Raw genomic sequence first — 17,317 nt, forward strand, 5'->3', positions numbered from 1 at the left:
ACCCCACCGGAAAGGGCCGTGGGCGCTGGACCATGCGCTGGAAAGCCGCCCTCAACGCCTTCGACCTCGCCTTCGACGGACGCCTGTCCACCGGACGAAACTAACAACAAGATCCAGTTACACCGTTAAATTGACAGCCCCCCGACACCCACTGGCGCGCCTGAGAACGACGCGCATGAGAACAACGCCGACCTGTGCCCAACCTCGCAGTGGGGGTGGGGTTAGGAGGCGTTGGGGAGCGTGGGGTGGGTGCGGGTGCCGGCGACGAGGGTGAGGGCGCGGGTGTGCCAGGCGGCGGCGCCTTGCTCTTCGAACAGGCGCGCGGCGGCGAGTAGATGGGCGGCCGCGCCGGCGGTTTCGCCGCGGGCGAGGGCGATTTCGCCGAGGGAGTAGCGGGATTTGGCTTCGATGAGGCGCTCGCCGAGGCGGCGGGCCAGCTCCAGGGCGTGCACGAGGGTGGTTTCGGCGTTGTCCAGGCGGGATTCGCGGTGCCGGAGGATGCCGAGACCGTAGAGGGCGTAGACCTCGCCGATGCGGTCACCGGTGTCGCGCACGATGCGCAGGACCCGGTGCAGGGCTTGCCGGGCCAGGTCGATCTGGTCCGTGGCAAGGTAAAGCTCGGCGAAGCGGTGCACGACCTGAGCCTCGACCCGAAGGCATCCGGTCTCCCGGCAGATCACCAGTGCCTCGTCGAGGAGGCGTTCGGCGGTGGCGGTGTCGCCCTCGTCGAGCCGGGATCTGGCCGTGCTGCGCAGGATGTGCGCCTCGCCGATGCGGTCGCCCACCTCGCGCATGATGTCCAGCGACTCGGTGTACTTGGCCCGCATCGCGCCGATGTCCCCGCGCAGGCCGTCCAGATGCGCGGCGTTGCGCAGCACCAGGGCGCAGCCGTGCCGGACGCCCTCGGCGCGGAAGATCTCCAGCGCGCCCGCGAAGCACTCAGCGGCGTCGGCCACCCGGGTCTGGAACATGTGCAGGGTGCCCAGCGAGTACAGCGCCGCGGCCATCCCGATCCGGTTGCCGGCCCGCCGCACGGTGTCCAGCGCGAGCTGCGCGCACTCCAGCCAGTCGTCGAAGTAGCCCTTGGACTCGAACAGGGTCACCGAGGTGAGCGCGAGATCCCAGCACAGTTCGTCCAGCCCGGCCTCGGCGGCCTGCCGAACGGCGGCGACCAGCGCCCGGCGCTCGCCCTCCCACCAGTCCGCCGACCCGGCGCCGGCAGCGGTTTCGGCGACGGCCGCGAGCGCCGGCCGCCAGCGGGTCGCGCCGCCGTGCAGGATCGTGAAGTCCCCGCCGTACTCCCGGCGGTGCGCCTCCTCGGCCAGCGCCAGCCAGCCGCCGAGCACCCGGCGCAACGCGGCGACGCGCGCCGCCTCCGGCTCGCCCTCGTGCAGCTTTTCCGCTGCGTAGACCCGGATCAGGTCGTGCAGCCGGTACCTCGGCGCCGCGTCCGGAAACTGCACGACGTCCACGAGCTGCGCGTCCACCAGGCTCTCCAGCACCTCCTCGGCCGCCGCGGGCGTGGTGTCCAGCAGCGCGGCCGCGGTCCAGGCCGGGAAGTCGGGGGCCCGCATCAGCGCGCAGCGGCGCAGCAGCCGCCGCGCCGGCTCGCTGAGCAGCCGGTGCGTGAGGCCGATGTTGGACCGCAACTCCAGTCCGTGGTGGGCGAACTCGTCGAGTCGCCGGGCCTCGTCGCGCAGCCGGTGCACCAGCCCGGTCGGGCGCCAGTGCGGCCGGGACGCCAACCGGGCACCGGCGATCCGCAGCGCCAGCGGCAATCCGCCGCACAGCTCGGCCAGCTCGACGACCGCCGGCCGCTCGGCCGCCACCCGCTCCGCGCCGACGATCCGGGTCAGCAGCTCGACCGACTGCTCGGCATCGAGCACGTCCACGTCGATCCGGTGCGCGCCGGGCAGCCCGCTCAGCCGCGCCCGGCTGGTGGCGATCACCGCGCAGGACGGGCTGCCCGGCATCAGCGGCGCCACCTGCGCCTCGCTGGACACGTCGTCGAGCACCAGCAGCAACCGCTTGCCGGACAACAGACTCCGGTACAGCTCGCCGCGTTCCTCGACATCGTCCGGCACCGCCGTGCCGGCCACGCCGAGCGCGCGCAGGAACCGGGCGAGCAGCTTGGCCGTGTGGTCGTCGTCGCCGCGCGCCCCGAGATCGGCGTAGAGCTGCCCGTCCGGATAGTGCGCGGACAGCTCGTGTGCGGCCCGCGCGGCGAGGCTGGACTTGCCCACCCCGCCCTTGCCGGAGATCGCCACGATCGGCATGCCCCACCGGCTCTCCCGGTCCTCGCCGAGCACCCGCTTGATCTCCCGCAGCTGCTCGGCCCGGCCGGTGAAGTCGGCGATGCTCGCCGGCAGCTGCTTCGGCACCACGGCGACCTCCGGTCCGGCGGCCCGCACCACCGGCGCCGCCGCCACCGACGACTCCACCGACGATGTCGCCGGCGCCTCGGGCTCGCCACGCAGGATCGCCTGTTCCAGCTCGCGCAGCTCCGGACCCGGGTCGACGCCGACCTCCTCGACCAGCACGGCCCGCGCCCGCCGCCCGGCCTCGAGCGCCTCGGCCTGCCGGCCGGTCCGGTACAGCGCCAGCATCAGGAACCCGTGCAGCCGCTCGCGCAGCGGGTGCTCGGCGACCAGCTCCTGCAGCTCGCCAACCAGCTCACGCTGCCGGCCGAGGGCGAGGTCGAGCTGGATCCGCTCCTCGATCGCCGCCAGCCGCCGCTCGGCAAGCGCGGTCGCGGCCCGCGCGACGACGTCGCCGGACACGCCGGACAGCGCGGTTCCGCTCCACAGCGCCAAAGCGCGGCGCAGCGTGGCCGCAGCCTGCTCCGTGCGGCCGGCGCCGGAGTGCTCCCGGGCCGCGGCCAGCCAGGCATCGAACTCCAGGGTGTCCAGCGCGGCCGGGTCCAGCCGCAGCAGGTATCCGGGCGGGCGGGTGCTGATCGCGCCGGGCTGCCCGCCGTCGGAGAACACCTTGCGCAGCGCGGAGATGCAGATCTGGATCTGGCTGCGCGCGGTGGTCGGCGGGCCGGTTCCCCACACCGCGTCGACCAGCACGTCCACCGGAACCACCCGGTTGGCGTTCAACCCGAGCACGGCGAGCACGATCCGCTGCCGGGGCCCGCCGAGGTCCAGCGACCGGTCTCCGGAGACGAGCTCCAGCGGACCGAGCAGCCTGAGTCTCATGCCGATCCCCTCTGGTCTTCGTCATGGTGTGCGCTCCGGCTTCCCGTTCGCTTCCGGTGCGCTTCCGGCGCGATCGGCTAGTACCGAACCGATAGGAAACGAATCGGCGGCTCGGCTAGCTTGACTTTCGTCCCAGAACGAAGGAGTTCCGGCGGCAAGCCGGGCGCCGCACCTGGAGGGACGCATGACCACGACTCGCACGCTCGCCGGCCCCGTTCTCGGCGTACTCGCCGGCGCGATCGGGCTGCTGATCACGGTTTCGCCCGGAACCGCCGCCGCCGACGACTCGCCGTGGGACGCCCCGCCGTGCTGCCCGCTGACGCAGACCGACCCGCCGTTCGATCAGGACGACTCGCCGTGGGACTGACCGGTCAACCCGATGCGAGGTCCGCGCCGAAGCCGGCGATCCCGCCGAGCGGCGCGGACCTCGCATCGTTGATCTGGTCCAGCAACCGGGTCGCCTCCCGGCCCTCCACCCGGCACAGCATCTCCGCGGCCCGGTCCAGGTCGCGGCCGGCCGCGGCGCTGTCGCCGCGGCCCTCGTGCACCTCGGCAAGCAGGATCAGCGCCTTGGCGTTCCACAGCGTGGCCCCGACCTCGCCGAACAGCGTGCTGGCCTGGACCAGGTGCGCGGCCGCGGCCGGATAGTTCCCGCGGGCCAACTGGATTCCGCCGAGCACGTGGCAGGCCTGCCCCTCGATCACCCGCTCGCCGACCTGGCGGGCCAGCGACAGCGCGTGCACCATGGTCGTCTCGGCACTGTCCAACTTGCCTTCCTGGCGCCGGATCAGGCCCAGCCCGTAGAGCGCGTGCGCCTCGCCGATCCGGTCGCCGATGTCCCGCACGATGAGCAGCACCCGGTGCAGGTCCTGCCGGGCCAGCGCGAGCTGCCCGGTGACCAGGTGCAATTCGGCGAACCGGTTGAGCACCTGGGCCTCGCCGCGCAGATAGTCCGCACCCTCGCACAGGCTCAGCGCGTCCTCCAGCATCGACCGGGCCAGTTCGGTGTCGCCCTCGTCGATCCAGAACTTGGCCAGGCTGCGCAGGATGTGCGCCTCGCCGATCGGATCGCCGACCGCGCGCAGCTTGGTCAGCGCCTCGTCGTACCTGGCCAGCATCATCGGGAAGTCGCCGCGCAGCCGGTGCACGGACGCGGCGTTGCGCAGCACCAGCGCGCAGCCGTGCGTGCTTTCCTCGGCCTGGAACAGCTCCAGCGCCTCGGTCAGGCAGCGTTCCGCGTCGGGCAGCCGTTTCTGGTACATGTGCAGGGTTCCGAGCGAGTACAGCGCGGCCGCCTGGCCGAACCGGTTGCCCAGCCTGCGGGTCACGTCGTGGGCCAGCAGCGCGGTCTCCCGCCAGTCGTCGAAGTAACCCTTGACCTCGAACAGGCTGACCGACAGCAGGGCCAGGTTCCAGCACAGCTCGTCCAGGTCGGCCGCGGCCGCCGCGCGGACGGCGGCGACCAGCGCGCCGCGTTCGGCCTGCCACCACTGGATCGGGTCGTCGGCCGGGTCGCCGTCGATCCGGCCGACCGGCCACCGCGGCGCGCGGCCGCGCAGCACGGTGAAGTCCCCGCCGTACTCGCTGCGGTGCGCGGTCTCGGCCAGGGCGAGCCAGGCGCCGAGCACCCGCTCCAGCGCGGCCCGGCGGTCCGCGGCGGTGTCGGTCTCGACCAGCCGCTCGTGCGCGTAGATCTGGACCAGGTCGTGGAAGCGGTACCGGATCCGTTCGCCGGGGTGCTCCAGCATGTCCAGCACGTGCGCGTCGACCAGGTCGGCAAGCGCCTCGTCGGCCTCGGCCGGATCGGTGTCGAGCAGCGCGGCCGCCGTCCAGCCGGGGAAGTCCGGCGCCGGAACCAGGGCGAACAACCGGAACAGCCGGCGCGCCGGGCCGGACAGGCTGCGGTAGGTCAGGCCGATGCTGGAGCGCAGCTCGAGGCCGCGGTGGGCGAGCTCGTCGAGCCTGCGCGCCTCGTCGGTGAGCCTGCGGACCAGGCCGGCGATCCGCCAGCGCGGCCGGGAGGCCAGCCGGCCGCCGGCGATCCGCAGCGCCAGCGGCAACCCGCCGCACAGGTCGACCAGCTCGGTGACCGCGCCCCGCTCGGCGAGCACCCGGTCCCGGCCGACGATCCGGGCCAGCAGCTCGATCGCCGGCTCGGCGTCGAACGGGTCCACGTCCACCCAGTGCGCGCCGGGCAGGCCGGTCAGCCGCGCCCGGCTGGTGACCAGCACCGGGCAGGTCGCGGTGCCGGGCAGCAGCGGCAGCACCTGCTCCTCGCTGGTGACACCGTCCAGCAGCACCAGCAACCGCTTGCCGGCCAGCAGGCTGCGGTACAGCTCGGCCCGCTCCTGGGTGTCCTCCGGCACGGCCGGGCCGGCAACGCCAAGCGCGCGCAGGAACCGGGCGAGCAGCTCGGCGCTGCGGTCGGTGCCGCCCTCGCCGCGCAGGTCGGCGTAGAGGTGCCCGTCCGGAAAGGACCGGCCGAGCTCGTGCGCCACGTGCAGCGCCAGGGTGGACTTGCCCACCCCGCCCCGGCCGGACACGGCCACCAGGCGCACGGCGTGCGGCGCGACCGTGCCGCCCGGCCCGTCCGACAGCAGCCGCTTGATCTCGGCGATCTGCCGCTCCCGCCCGACGAAGTCGGCGGTGCTGCCGGGCAGCTGACGGGGTGTCACCGCCGGCTCCGACCCGTCCGGGCCGGCCGGCGGCGACCCGACGGCCTCGGCCCGCAGGTCGAGCGCCGGGTCCCGGTTGAGGATGGCGGTGGTCAGGTCGCGCAGCTCGGGTCCGGGTTCGACCCCCACCTCGTCGATCAGCGTTGCCCGGGCCCGGCGCGCCACGTCCAGCGCCTCGGCCTGCCGCCCGGACCGGTACAGCGCGAGCATCAGGAAGCCGTAGAGCCGCTCACGCAGCGGCTGCTCGTCCACCAGCGCGGCCAGTTCGCCGCACACCTCCTGGTGCCGGCCCATCGCGAGGTCCAGCCGGACCCGCTCCTCGATGGCCGCGAGCCGGGCGTCCTCGAGCAGCGCGGCGCCGCGTTGGACCAGCGAGCTGGGCACGCCGTCAAGGGCCGGGCCGCGCCACAGGGCCAGCGCCGCGCGCAGGGTGTCGGCGGCCTGCGCGATCCGCCCGCCGAGCACATGTTCGCGGGCCGCCGCGACCAGGCCGGTGAACTCCTCGCTGTCCAGGTCGCCCGGTGGGATGTCGAGCAGATATCCGGGCGGACAGGTCCGGATCTCGCCCGGTTGAGCCGCGTCCCCGAACAGCCGGCGCAGTCCGGAGATGCATTTCTGGATTTGCCCGCGCGCGGAGGTCGGCGGCGAACTGTCCCACACGGCGTCAACCAGATGGTCCATCGAGGTCACCCGGTTGGCCTTCAGCGCGAGCGCGGCCAGCACTGTCCGTTCCTTCGGCCCGCCGATACGCAGCGACCGGTTGCCCACCACGAGGTCCAGCGGGCCAAGCACGCGTAACCCCATTTGCAAACCCCCAAGGCTTGATCTCTTTGCATCCTAACCGGAGCGACCGCGCGGAGCCGGTCGTCGCGGGCTACCTAGGTACGCGGCCGTCGACCGTTCCAAGTGGACGATCAGCGGTGCCGTTCTGCTAGGTTTGTTGTTCAACACGGAATTGCTGCTCAGCAATGTGGGGAGCGCGCGATGGTGTTGTTTTCCGGCCGGCTCCGGACCGTGACGATCTACGTGGTGCTGGCCATTGTTCCGGCCGTACTAGGGGTGGTTATCGCCGCCTGGTGGGCAGATCCGGGCACCCCGCACCAGACGCCGACGACCCCGTCCGGCGAGATTCCGGGGGCCGGGCGGCTGCTGTTCGCGGTCGCCGTCGTGTCGCTGGCGACGGTGGCCGGCGGGCTGCTGGCCAGGCTGGTGCGGCAACCGGTCGTGGTCGGGCAGATGGTCGTGGGCATCGTGCTCGGACCGTCGGTGCTCGGCGCGCTGGCTCCCGGCGTGGAATCCTGGCTGTTTCCCGAGGGCACCGCGTCGATTCTGGTGCTGCTCGGCGGAATGGGCGCGATCTTCTTTATTTTCCTTGTGGGGCTGGACTTCTCGGTAGCCGAGTTGCGCCGCTCGGCGCCGTCGATCGTCGCGGTCGGGCACGGCGCGACGGCCATTCCGTTCCTCGCCGGCTCGGTGCTGGCCATCGTGCTCGCCGGCTTCGGGGAACTGCCCGAGGGCGGCGTCGCGGTCAACCTGTTCCTGGCCGTGGCGATGAGCGTGACGGCGCTGCCGGTGCTGGCCGCGATCCTGCGGGAGCGCGGGCTGGACCAGACCCGGGTGGGCACGCTGGGCATCGGGGCGTCCGTGGTGGGCAACGCCACCGGGTGGGCGATGCTGGCCGTGACGCTGGCCATCGCGACCAGCACCTCGACCGTCGGAGCGGTGGTGGCCGGCGGTCTCGTGGTCCTGTTCGGGCTGTTCATGTGGTACTTCGCCCGGCCGGCGCTGGCCGCGTTGGACCGGCGCGGAACGGTCGGACCGGCGCTGCCGGCGCTGGCCCTGTCCGTCCTGCTGCTGGCCGCGTTCACCACCGACTCGCTTGGCGTGGACGCGGTGGTCGGCGCCTTCCTCGCCGGGCTGATCCTGCCCCGGTCGGCGGGTTTTCGAATGGTGAACTCCAAAATCGAGGGCCTCACCGAATGGCTGCTGCTGCCGATGTTCTTCGTCGCGAGCGGACTGCAGACCGAGATCGGAACCCTGGGATCGGCCCGGGACTTCCTGCTGTGCCTGCTGATCCTCATCGTCGCGGTGGGCAGCAAGGTCCTCGGCACCATTCTGATCGCCCGCGGTGTCGGCATCGGTTGGCTGTCCACGGCCATGCTCGCGGCCATGATGAACTGCCGGGGAATCACCGAGCTGATCGTGTTGAACGTCGGTTTGCACGCCGGCCTGCTGGATCGGAAACTTTTTACAATTCTGACCATCATGGCGATCGTGACCACGATCATGACCGCGCCCGCACTCGATCTCATCGCCCGGGCGGAGCGGCGCCGCGCGGCTCAATCGACGGCCGCGCAGACCTCCGATCTATAGAATTGTCCACCAACAATTTTCCGAATGTCGACATGTGCCGCGGGTCTCACCGGGATGGCGGATTGGCCGGCCCACCGGGCTTGTGGTTAATATGTTCCCCGTCGAGGCCACCCGGTGATTTGCAGGGGTCACCGGGAAATGGGCGGGAGCGGCACACGCAAACTGTGCCGCTCCCGTACCCAGTTATCATCCGCTATTCCCGCCTTCCGGGCAATGGAGCCGAAAGCTTGCCGTCGGGCTCCTCCTGACGGGCCGCATCCACCAGCAGCTCGAAGGCCTCGGCGACGACCGACAGGTCCGCCGGGTCGAGCCGGCGCAGCACCCGAACCAGGTTGTCCTCGCCCGCGGCGAACACCCGGTCGACGACCGCGTGTCCCTCGGGGGTCAGCTCGAGCCGGCGCACCCGTCGGTCCCTGGTGTCCTGGCGGCGGATCACCATGCCCTGGGCGACCAGCCGGTCCATGATGCCGGTCAGCGTGGCCAGGCCGACCCCGAACCGGCGGGCCAGTTCCTGACCGGACGCCCGGCCGCGCCGGTACAGCACCATCATGATCTTCAGCTGGGACATCGTCAGGTTGACGTCCAGCAGCGGGTGGTCGCGGTCCTCGGCGAACCAGTGGCGCAGCTGGCGCTGGGTGTCCGCGATCTTCCGGATCAGCCCCTCCGGGTCGGTCACGGCAGTCCTTCCGGATGTCGGTTCGGCTGGATGTCGATACTATGCCCAAGGCGAATTGTACGTCTCAAGCAAAGTAATCTTTACGGGAGGAAACATGGCCGACGCGCCGCCCCCGGGGATGCGCCGGGAAGTTCTGGTGGTGCTGCCCGGACTGCTGCTCGCGCTCGCGCTGGCCATGCTGGACAACTTCATCGTCGGCACCGCGCTGCCCCGGATCGTCGGCGAACTCGGCGGCCTGAACCACCTGTCCTGGGTGGTCACCGCGTACGTGCTTGGCACAACGGTGTCCACCCCGATCTGGGGCAAGCTCGGCGACCTGTACGGCCGCAAGGGGATCTTCCTGGTCTCGATCGTGATCTTCCTGGTCGGCTCGGCGCTGTGCGGCGCCGCCGGCTCGCCGCTGCTCGGCGGTCCGGAGAACGGCATGGTCCAGCTGATCGCGTTCCGGGCGCTGCAGGGACTGGGCGCGGGCGGCCTGATGGTCAACGTCATGGCGATCATCGCCGACCTGGTCTCGCCCCGGGAGCGCGGTCGCTACCAGGGCATCATCGCCGCGGTCATGTCGCTGACGATGATCGCCGGCCCGCTGGTCGGCGGGTTCATCACCGACCACCTGAGCTGGCGCTGGGCGTTCTACGTCAACCTGCCGCTCGGCGGCGCCGCGCTCGCCGTCGTCATGACCACCCTGCACCTGCCCCGCAAACGCAGTGAGCACCGGATCGACTGGGTCGGCGCCGCGCTGCTGGCCATCGGCATCACCGCCGTCGTGCTGATCACCACCTGGGGCGGCACCGAGTACGACTGGGGCTCGGTGCAGATCATCGGCCTTGCCGTCATCTCGGTGATCTCGCTGCTGCTGTTCGGTCTCACCGAACGCCGCGCCGCCGAGCCCATCCTGCCGCTGGTTCTGTTCCGCAACCGCAACTTCAGCCTGATCTCCGGCATCGGGTTCCTGCTCGGCTTCGCGATGTTCGGCGCGATCAACTTCCTGCCGCTGTTCCAGCAGACCGTGCAGGGCGCCTCCGCCACCAACTCCGGCCTGCTCCTGCTGCCGATGATGGCCGCCGCCATGCTGGTGTCGCTGGTCGTCGGCCAGGTCATCACCCGCACCGGCCACTACAAGTCGTTCCCGGTCGCCGGCGGCATCATCATGGCCTTTGCCATGTACCTGCTGTCGTTGCAGGACATCAACACCCCCACCTGGCAGACCGGCATCTTCATCGCCATCCTCGGCCTCGGCATGGGTTTCCTCATGCAGACCACCATGCTCATCGCCCAGAACTCCGTGGAACAGAAGGACATCGGCGTGGCCAGCAGCACCGCCACGTTCACCCGCTCGATCGGCGGCTCGTTCGGCGTGTCCCTGTTCGGCGCCATCTTCAACCACAACCTGACCGCCGAGCTGACCGCCCGCCTCGGCCCCGCCAGCGGCGATCTGCTGGCCGGCTCCGGCAACGCCGACCCCGCCACCCTGCACCGGCTCCCGGACCAGGTCCGCATCCCCTTCCTGGAATCCATGGCCACCGCCCTGTCCCAGGTCTTCCTCTGGGCCGTACTGTTCGCCGCCCTGATCCCGGTCCTCGCCATCTTCATCAAACCCGTCCCCCTGCGCGGCCCCGACCCCACCGCCCAGCCTTCCGAGAACCCCACCCTCGCCGCCCTGGAATAACCGGGTCCGGAACCCCCGGCGTTCAGAGGTCGCGGCGCATGGTGGTGCGGGGCCAGCGGTCCAGGCCGGCTGCGGCTTCGGTGCGGCGGATTTCGCGCAGCCCGGCGGTGAGCTCGTCGTCCGGAAGGGTTCGAAAGCCCAATCGCTGGTAGTACGGAGCGTTCCACGGGATCTCGGTGAAGGTGGTGAGGGTGATCGCCGGCAGGTCCCGCTCCCGCGCCCAGGAAGCCAACTGTTCCACCAAGGCTGCCCCGATCCGCCGGTGCGCCCAGTCGGGATGCACGGAAACCTGCGCCAGATGCGCGTTTCCGTCCACCACGCTCGCCATCAGGTAGCCGACCGGCCGGTCGCGCTCGTCCACCCATACCCAGATCCGTTGTCCCACAACATATTGTCGCAGCAGTTCCAGCGGGGGTGCCTCGTCCTCGGCCACCTGGTTCATGCCGATCGCGGCGAACGGTCTCCCTGCGGCGCGCTCGATGTCCCGCACCGTCTCGAGATCAGCCTCATCCGCCGCTCTGATCAAGCAATCCTCCATTCGCGACATCCACGCTACTCGTCGAGGTCTCGCCGTGCGGTGCGGACTGGCGGACGACCAGGGTGGGTTCGAAGATCACGGTGTTGCGGGGAGCGGCGGGGTCGTTGATGTGGCGCAGGAGTTGGCGGGTCAGTTCGGCGGCCATGTCCTCGACCGGCTGGCGCACCGTGGTGAGTGGCGGGTCGCAGTGCACGGCGGCGCTGCTGTCGTCGAAGCCGACCACGGCGACGTCGGCGGGTACGGCGCGGCCGTGCCGGCGCAGCACCGGCAGCGCGCCGTGGGCCATCAGGTCCGAGGCGATGAACACGGCGTCGATGTCCGGGTGCTCGGCCAGCAACCGGTGCATCGCCGAACGGCCGCTCTCCCGGGTGAACGCGCCCTCGACCGACACCAGCTCGCGGCCGAGCGAGGCGAGGGCGGACCGGAAACCGGTGAGCCGGTCCTCGCCCGCGGGGGTGTCCAGCCGGCCGGTGATGGTGGCGATCCGGTTGCGCCCCAAGGCGACCAGGTGCCCGGCGGCCAGCGCACAACCGGTCGCCTGGTTCACGTCGACGTGGGTGATCGGCATCGGGCGGGGCGGCCGGCCCCACAGCACCACCGGGAACCGGGCGGCGGTGAGCTGCCGGGCGAGCGGGTCGTTGTGGTTGGTGTGCACCAGGATCGCGCCGTCCAGCCGGCCGCCGCGCAGATCGGCGACGATCCGCTCCCGCCCGCCCGGGCCGATCTTGACCAGCACCAGGTGCGTGCTGGTGGCCGACAGCGCACCGAGCACGCCGGTGAGCACCCGGCCGAAGAACGGGTCGCCCAGCACGTCGTCGCCGTCCGGCAGCACCAGCGCGACCGCGTTGGCCCGCCGGGTGACCAGGGACCGGGCGGCCAGGTTCGGCTGGTATCCGGTGGTGGTGATGGCCCGTTCCACCGCCTGCCGGATGTTCTGGTCGACGCTGGCCACCCCGTTGACCACCCGCGACACGGTTGCCCGCGACACCCCGGCGACCCGGGCGACCTCCTCCAGCGTGACCCGTCTGGTCGGTGGGCGGGCGGCGTCGGGCACCGAATCTTTATACCGGGCCGGCCTGCGCGAACTGCCGAATCACCCGGTCCCGGCGACCTCGGCGAGCCGGTGCAGCGCGACCGCACGTCCCTGTTCCATCCGGTTCGCCACGGCCCGGGTCGCCTCGTGGGTGACCGAGCCGAGGGCCGAGCGCACCACGGTCGTCGACTCCTCGAGATGGGCGCGCAGCAACCGGACGAACACCGCATCGAAGCCGTTACCCGACGCGGCAAGGGTTTCCAGCTCCGCACCGGTCGGCATCCCGGGCATGTCATGGCCGGCGTGGTGATTCGCGTAGGCGATCCGCTCGGTGTCCAGCAACCCGCGCAGCTCGGCCAACTCGGCCTGCCGGTCGGCGGCGACGTCGTGCGCCAGAGCCCGCAACGGCGCACCGGCCGCCCGCTGGAAACCCAGATCCAGCAACCGAACGGCCTGCTCGCCGGTGGCGATGGACAGCTCGACGAAGGCCCGCTCGGTGACCCCGAACCCGCCGGTTCCGGCTCCCGCGCCGGCGGCGGGAGCCGGAGCGGGAGCCGAACCCGGCCCGGACGCCTGCTGGCCGCACGCCGCGACGGCGAGCACCAGCAGGACGGCCGTGGCCAAGCGGGTGATCATCAGATGGGGTTGCCGTTGGGGCCGCACTTGACCACCACGTTGATGCAGTTGCGGATCCGGCGATCCATCTCCGCGGGCGGCCACACGTTGAAGAAGTCGCCGTGGAAGGTGTAGCCGGCACCGGAGGACAGCCGCAGTTGCGACGTGTCGCCGCTGACCGGGTAGCGCAACACCATGCGCAGCTTGGACAGGATCACCGGGTAGGCGGCCGGGCAGTTGCCGGCGACCGGGTAGGCCATGTGACTCTTGTGATCGGCCGAGTCCAGATCACGCCCGTTCCAGCACTGCGGGAAGTCCAGGTAGGTCTCCAGCATCGAACCCGCCGGGCACACCACGAAGTTCTTCGACGGCGGCACCTCGCCGTGGTGCAGGCAGGACCACCGCGCGATGCTGTCCGACGGGCCGGTCGCCCGCGAGTTGCCGGCCACGATCTTCAGGCCGACCGGGGTGGACCGGATCGCCGCCGGGTTGTTCACCTCACCGAGGTAGTAGAAGGTGATCCCGCTCGGCACGATCGCGGTGTTGCCGCGGAAGAGTGTCGGCACCCAGTAGGACGAGATGTCCGGTGCGGGGTTGCAGTTTCCGGTGGCGCCGAGCAGCGACTGGTAGGTGGAGAACGCGTCGGTGGCGCGGTTGCCGAAGAAGTCGTGCGAGTGGGACGCGCCGGGCAGTGCCGGCAGCACGATCGGGTCGTCCGGCAGGCGGTGGCTGAACTGGCATTCGGCCACGAACTCGGCGACCCGGATCACCGCCGAGGCCCGGTCGGGGTTCGCGGCGAGACCACCGCCGGTGAGGGTGGCGGCGACGGCCACCGCCAGCCCGATCCGGACGGCGCGCCGCCACCTGGTCAGGTTCTTCCTCATTGAAGACAACTCCCTCGCCTGTGCTGGAATGCAGGGTTTGAGAGAGCGCTCTCACCGGATCGAGCATGGCGCGGCCCGGCAGCCAGGTCAACGATTTTGTTTCAGCCGAAACAAAAGCTGCCCTGCCGGGCCGTTCGCACTACGCCGAACGGGGGTAGCGAGGGCCGGTTTTCGGTCGCTGGCGTGACCCAATGACGGGAAGTCCCAACGGATCGGCGCATCTTGACAAGCCAGGCGGTCGGGGGGACGCTCAGGTCAGGAGAGCGCTCTCACATCGCCTCGTCCTCAGCATTCGGTCCGCTCCCCGCGGCGCCCAGCGTCGCGCCCTGCGAAGGAGCCCGCATGTTCACGCCCCGGTCCCGGCGATCCCGCCGCCGGCTGCTTCCCCTGTCCCTGATCGCCGTTCTGGCCGGCACGCTGGTGCAGACCGGCGCGCCCGCGTCCGCCGCGGGCGCCCTGCTGTCCCAGGGCCGCCCGGTCACCGCGTCGTCGTCGGAGTCGGCCGCGGCCTTCCCGCCCGCCGCCGTCGTCGACGGCAACCTCGGCACCCGCTGGTCGAGCCAGTTCGCCGACCCGCAGTGGATCCAGGTCGATCTCGGCACCCGCGCCACCCTCGACGAGGTCCGGTTGAACTGGGAGACCGCCTTCGCCAGGGCGTTCGCCATCCAGGTCTCGGACAACGCGACCGCATGGACCACGATCTTCAGCACCACCACCGGCCCGGGCGGCGCCCAGGTCCTCCCGGTCACCGGCGCCGGCCGCTACGTCCGGCTCAACCTCACCGCGCGGGCCACCCAGTGGGGTTACTCGCTGTGGGAGTTCCAGGTGTTCGGGACCACCGGATCCACCCCGCCCACGCCGGGCGAAACCCTGTTGTCCTTCGGCAGAACCGGTTCCGCGTCCACGTTCCAGAACGAGGGTCCGTGCGTGAACTGCACCCCGGCCCGGGCGTTCGACCTCAACCCGGCGACCCGCTGGGCCACCAGTTCGGTCAACGGCTGGGTGGACCCGGGCTGGATCTCGGTGGACCTCGGCGCGCCCGCGACGATCAGCCGGGTGGTGCTGCAGTGGGACCCGGCGTTCGCAACCGCTTACCAGATCCAGGTTTCCGACGACAACGCCAACTGGCGCACGATCCACACGACCACAACCGGACGGGGGTTCAAGGAGACCCTGACCGTGTCCGGCACCGGCCGCTACGTCCGCATGTTCGGCACCGCCCGGGCCACCCAGTGGGGCTACTCGCTGTGGGAGTTCCAGGTCTACGGCACCGGCGGCAGCCCGATCGCACCGCCACCGGCGCCACCGGCTCCGCGGTTCCCCGGAACCCTGGTATTCAGCGACGAGTTCAACGGCGGCAACGGAACCACGCCCGACCCTGCCAAGTGGACGGTGGAGACCGGGCCCGGCGTGAACAACGAACTGCAGTTCTACACCAACAACGCCAACGCCCGGATGGACGGCGCCGGCAACCTGGTCATCCAGGCGCGGCGCGAGGTCACGGCCGGATCGTCCTGCCCGCGCGACCCGATCAGCGGCAGCACGACCTGCCAGTACACCTCCGGCCGGATCACCACGCACAACAAGTTCCACTTCACCTACGGCCGGGTCGAGGCGCGGATCCGGGTGTCCACCACGCAGGGCCTGTGGCCGGCGTTCTGGATGCTGGGCGCCGACTTCTTCACCGGCGCCGGCTGGCCAGGAGCCGGCGAGATCGACATCATGGAGCACGTCGGCCGCGATCCCAACCGGTCCTACGCCACCCTGCACGCCCCGGCCTACTTCGGCGGCGGCGGCTTCGGCGCCCCGCTCGACCTGGGCACCCCGGTGGCCAACGCATTCCACGTGTTCGCCGTCGAATGGGACGCCAGCCACATGACCTTCTTCGTCGACAGCAACCCGTTCTTCACCGTCAACCGGGCCACCCTCGAACAGACCCGCGGCCCGTGGGTGTTCGACCACCCCTTCTTCATCCTGCTCAACAACGCGGTCGGCGGCGACTTCCCCGGCCCACCCGGCACCGGCACCGTCCTGCCGCAGAACATGATGATCGACTACGTCCGCGTGTTCCAGTAACCGCCCAACTTCTGATGGGCCTGGGGGCGACGGCGGCTCGGGATCCGACACCTGCACCGTCGACGGCGGCGATTCCACCCAGCAGCTGCCAAACCCCAGCCCCCAACCCCGCCGCGCGGTGCGTTCGGGAAATCCCGCCGCGCGGCGGACCCCTGCCCGGCTCCGGCCGACGTTCAGGATGGCATTCCGTAGCGGGTGGCGAGTGCGGCGGCGCGGTTGCGCAGGGAGGTGCGTAACCATTGCGGGGCCAGGGCTTCCGCGTTGGTGGCGAGCTGCCACAGGGCCCATTCGGCGTGCCGGGAGTCTTGGAAGGTCACTTCCAGCCGCAACCAGCCGTCCGTGTCGGCTTGTTCGGCGCGGACGGCCAGCGCGGTGCCCGCCAGGTCCGCGCGCCGCGCCGGGTCCACCCGGGCCAGCACGGTGACCTGGTCGGCGCCGGTTCGGAACCGGGTGCCGCGGTCCTGCCAGGCCCGGTCCAGATCGACCCGGTCCGGTCGCTGTGCGGGTTCGGCGAGTTCCTCGGCGGCCAGGACCCGGGACAGCCGGTAGGTGCGGTCCGCACCCGACCGCCTGGCCAGCAGGTAGCCCTGGCCGCGGGCGGTGACCAGGCCGATCGGGTCCACCGTGCGCCACTTCGGGGTCTGGTCGGCGGCCGCGTAGTGGATGCGCAGCTTGTGTCCGGCGAACACGGCCCGCCGGATCTCGGTCACGATGGGCTCGGGCACCTCCTCGGCGACCAGCCTGCGGGCGAGGAGGTCGGTCTCCGGGTCGATGAGCAGGCGTTGGGCCGCGCCGGCCGCGGTGGCCCGATCGCGTTCGGGTAGCGCGTCGACCACCTTGCGCATGGCCGAAGCGAGCGCCGAGCCGAGGCCGAATGCCTGCCCGGCACGCCGCGATCCGGCGACCAGCAGGGCAAGCGCCTCGTCGTGGTTCAGTCCGGTGAGCTCGGTCTGAAAACCGGGCAGCAACGCGAAACCGCCGTGCCGGCCGCGTTCGGCGTAGACCGGGACGCCGGCCGCGGACAGCGCCTCGATGTCGCGCAGCACGGTGCGGGTGGACACCTCCAGCTCGCGGGCCAGCGCGGCCGCGGACAGCCGGCCGTGCTGGCGCAGCAGCAGCACCAGCGACACCAACCGGTCGGCGCGCATGGCGAGAACTTTAGCCAATACACGACATAGGATGTCGTGATTCGTTGGGAGGCTACCGGCATGACAGGCAGGACAGTGGCCACTGAGCCGAACGAGTTGGGCAGGTACTTCATCGAGCGCGGCACCGCGGGCGACGTCGACGGGCTGGTGGCGTTGTACGAGCCGGACGCCGTGCTGGCGTTTCCGCCGGGCAACCTCGCGACCGGACATGCGGAGATCCGCACGGTGTACCAGCGGTTCGTCGCGGCCGCGCCGGTGCTCTCGCCGGGGAGGCAGCATCCGGCGCTGGTGAGCGGCGACCTGGCACTGACCGTGACCACGCTGACCACCGGTGAGCTGACCGTCGAGATCGCCCGCCGCCAGTCGGACGGGTCCTGGCTGTGGGCCGTGGACCAGCCGGTACTCGTGCCGTAGCGGGGGTGGGAGCGGC

13 protein-coding genes are annotated in these 17,317 nt (G+C 71.3%); 5 read left to right on the plus strand and 8 right to left on the minus strand.

Features of this window, described 5'->3' with window-relative positions; genetic code table 11:
• Nucleotides 1–221: 221 nt before the first annotated feature.
• Entirely contained in the window at nt 222–3,200 is a 2,979-nt protein-coding gene (locus VFV67_RS22265) for an AfsR/SARP family transcriptional regulator (RefSeq protein ID WP_326472543.1), read from the minus strand.
• A 184-nt stretch (nt 3,201–3,384) separates the two neighbouring features.
• Here VFV67_RS22265 and VFV67_RS22270 point away from each other — a divergent pair, with 184 nt between their 5' ends.
• Nucleotides 3,385–3,567: a hypothetical protein gene (locus tag VFV67_RS22270; RefSeq protein ID WP_326472544.1), complete on the plus strand. Its 183-nt coding sequence runs from the start codon at nt 3,385–3,387 to the stop codon at nt 3,565–3,567.
• A gap of 4 nt (nt 3,568–3,571) precedes the next feature.
• On the opposite strand, the gene VFV67_RS22275 is transcribed toward VFV67_RS22270, so the two are convergent.
• Nucleotides 3,572–6,679: an AfsR/SARP family transcriptional regulator gene (locus VFV67_RS22275; RefSeq protein ID WP_326472545.1), complete on the minus strand. Its 3,108-nt coding sequence runs from the start codon at nt 6,677–6,679 to the stop codon at nt 3,572–3,574.
• 180 nt (nt 6,680–6,859) lie between these two features.
• Here VFV67_RS22275 and VFV67_RS22280 point away from each other — a divergent pair, with 180 nt between their 5' ends.
• Nucleotides 6,860–8,248 carry a cation:proton antiporter gene (locus tag VFV67_RS22280; RefSeq protein ID WP_326472546.1) on the plus strand — a complete coding sequence of 463 codons (1,389 nt, stop codon included), beginning with the start codon at nt 6,860–6,862 and terminating at the stop codon, nt 8,246–8,248.
• A 193-nt stretch (nt 8,249–8,441) separates the two neighbouring features.
• Here VFV67_RS22280 and VFV67_RS22285 read toward each other — a convergent pair whose 3' ends face one another.
• Nucleotides 8,442–8,924, minus strand: coding sequence for a MarR family transcriptional regulator (locus VFV67_RS22285; protein WP_326472547.1), 483 nt, complete (start codon nt 8,922–8,924; stop codon nt 8,442–8,444).
• 94 nt (nt 8,925–9,018) lie between these two features.
• On the opposite strand from VFV67_RS22285, the gene VFV67_RS22290 reads away from it, so the two are divergent.
• Complete coding sequence (locus tag VFV67_RS22290; RefSeq protein ID WP_326472548.1) at nt 9,019–10,593, plus strand: MDR family MFS transporter; 1,575 nt, start codon at nt 9,019–9,021, stop codon at nt 10,591–10,593.
• A 22-nt stretch (nt 10,594–10,615) separates the two neighbouring features.
• Here the strand turns inward: VFV67_RS22290 and VFV67_RS22295 are convergent, their stop codons facing one another.
• The 4 genes from VFV67_RS22295 to VFV67_RS22310 are packed head-to-tail and all read right to left on the minus strand — an operon-like array spanning nt 10,616 to nt 13,663.
• Nucleotides 10,616–11,119 (minus strand): GNAT family N-acetyltransferase, encoded by a 504-nt coding sequence (locus VFV67_RS22295; protein WP_326472549.1) that lies wholly within the window; start codon nt 11,117–11,119, stop codon nt 10,616–10,618.
• Nucleotides 11,100–12,185 (minus strand): LacI family DNA-binding transcriptional regulator, encoded by a 1,086-nt coding sequence (locus VFV67_RS22300; protein ID WP_326472550.1) that lies wholly within the window; start codon nt 12,183–12,185, stop codon nt 11,100–11,102. The genes VFV67_RS22295 and VFV67_RS22300 overlap by 20 nt, the downstream gene beginning before the upstream one ends.
• 39 nt (nt 12,186–12,224) lie before the next feature.
• Nucleotides 12,225–12,800: a DUF305 domain-containing protein gene (locus VFV67_RS22305; protein ID WP_326472551.1), complete on the minus strand. Its 576-nt coding sequence runs from the start codon at nt 12,798–12,800 to the stop codon at nt 12,225–12,227.
• Nucleotides 12,800–13,663 (minus strand): DUF1996 domain-containing protein, encoded by an 864-nt coding sequence (locus VFV67_RS22310; RefSeq protein ID WP_326472552.1) that lies wholly within the window; start codon nt 13,661–13,663, stop codon nt 12,800–12,802. Before VFV67_RS22310 ends, VFV67_RS22305 begins: the two co-directional genes overlap by 1 nt.
• A gap of 342 nt (nt 13,664–14,005) precedes the next feature.
• Here VFV67_RS22310 and VFV67_RS22315 point away from each other — a divergent pair, with 342 nt between their 5' ends.
• Nucleotides 14,006–15,739: a discoidin domain-containing protein gene (locus VFV67_RS22315; protein ID WP_326472553.1), complete on the plus strand. Its 1,734-nt coding sequence runs from the start codon at nt 14,006–14,008 to the stop codon at nt 15,737–15,739.
• A gap of 173 nt (nt 15,740–15,912) precedes the next feature.
• Here VFV67_RS22315 and VFV67_RS22320 read toward each other — a convergent pair whose 3' ends face one another.
• Entirely contained in the window at nt 15,913–16,887 is a 975-nt protein-coding gene (locus VFV67_RS22320; RefSeq protein WP_326472554.1) for a helix-turn-helix transcriptional regulator, read from the minus strand.
• Between the two features lie 60 nt (nt 16,888–16,947).
• Here VFV67_RS22320 and VFV67_RS22325 point away from each other — a divergent pair, with 60 nt between their 5' ends.
• Entirely contained in the window at nt 16,948–17,301 is a 354-nt protein-coding gene (locus tag VFV67_RS22325) for a YybH family protein (RefSeq protein WP_414636326.1), read from the plus strand.
• Nucleotides 17,302–17,317: the final 16 nt, after the last annotated feature.

Origin of the sequence: Actinophytocola sp., from assembly GCF_035762905.1 — a bacterium.
Taxonomy (GTDB): Bacteria; Actinomycetota; Actinomycetes; order Mycobacteriales; family Pseudonocardiaceae; genus DASYTH01.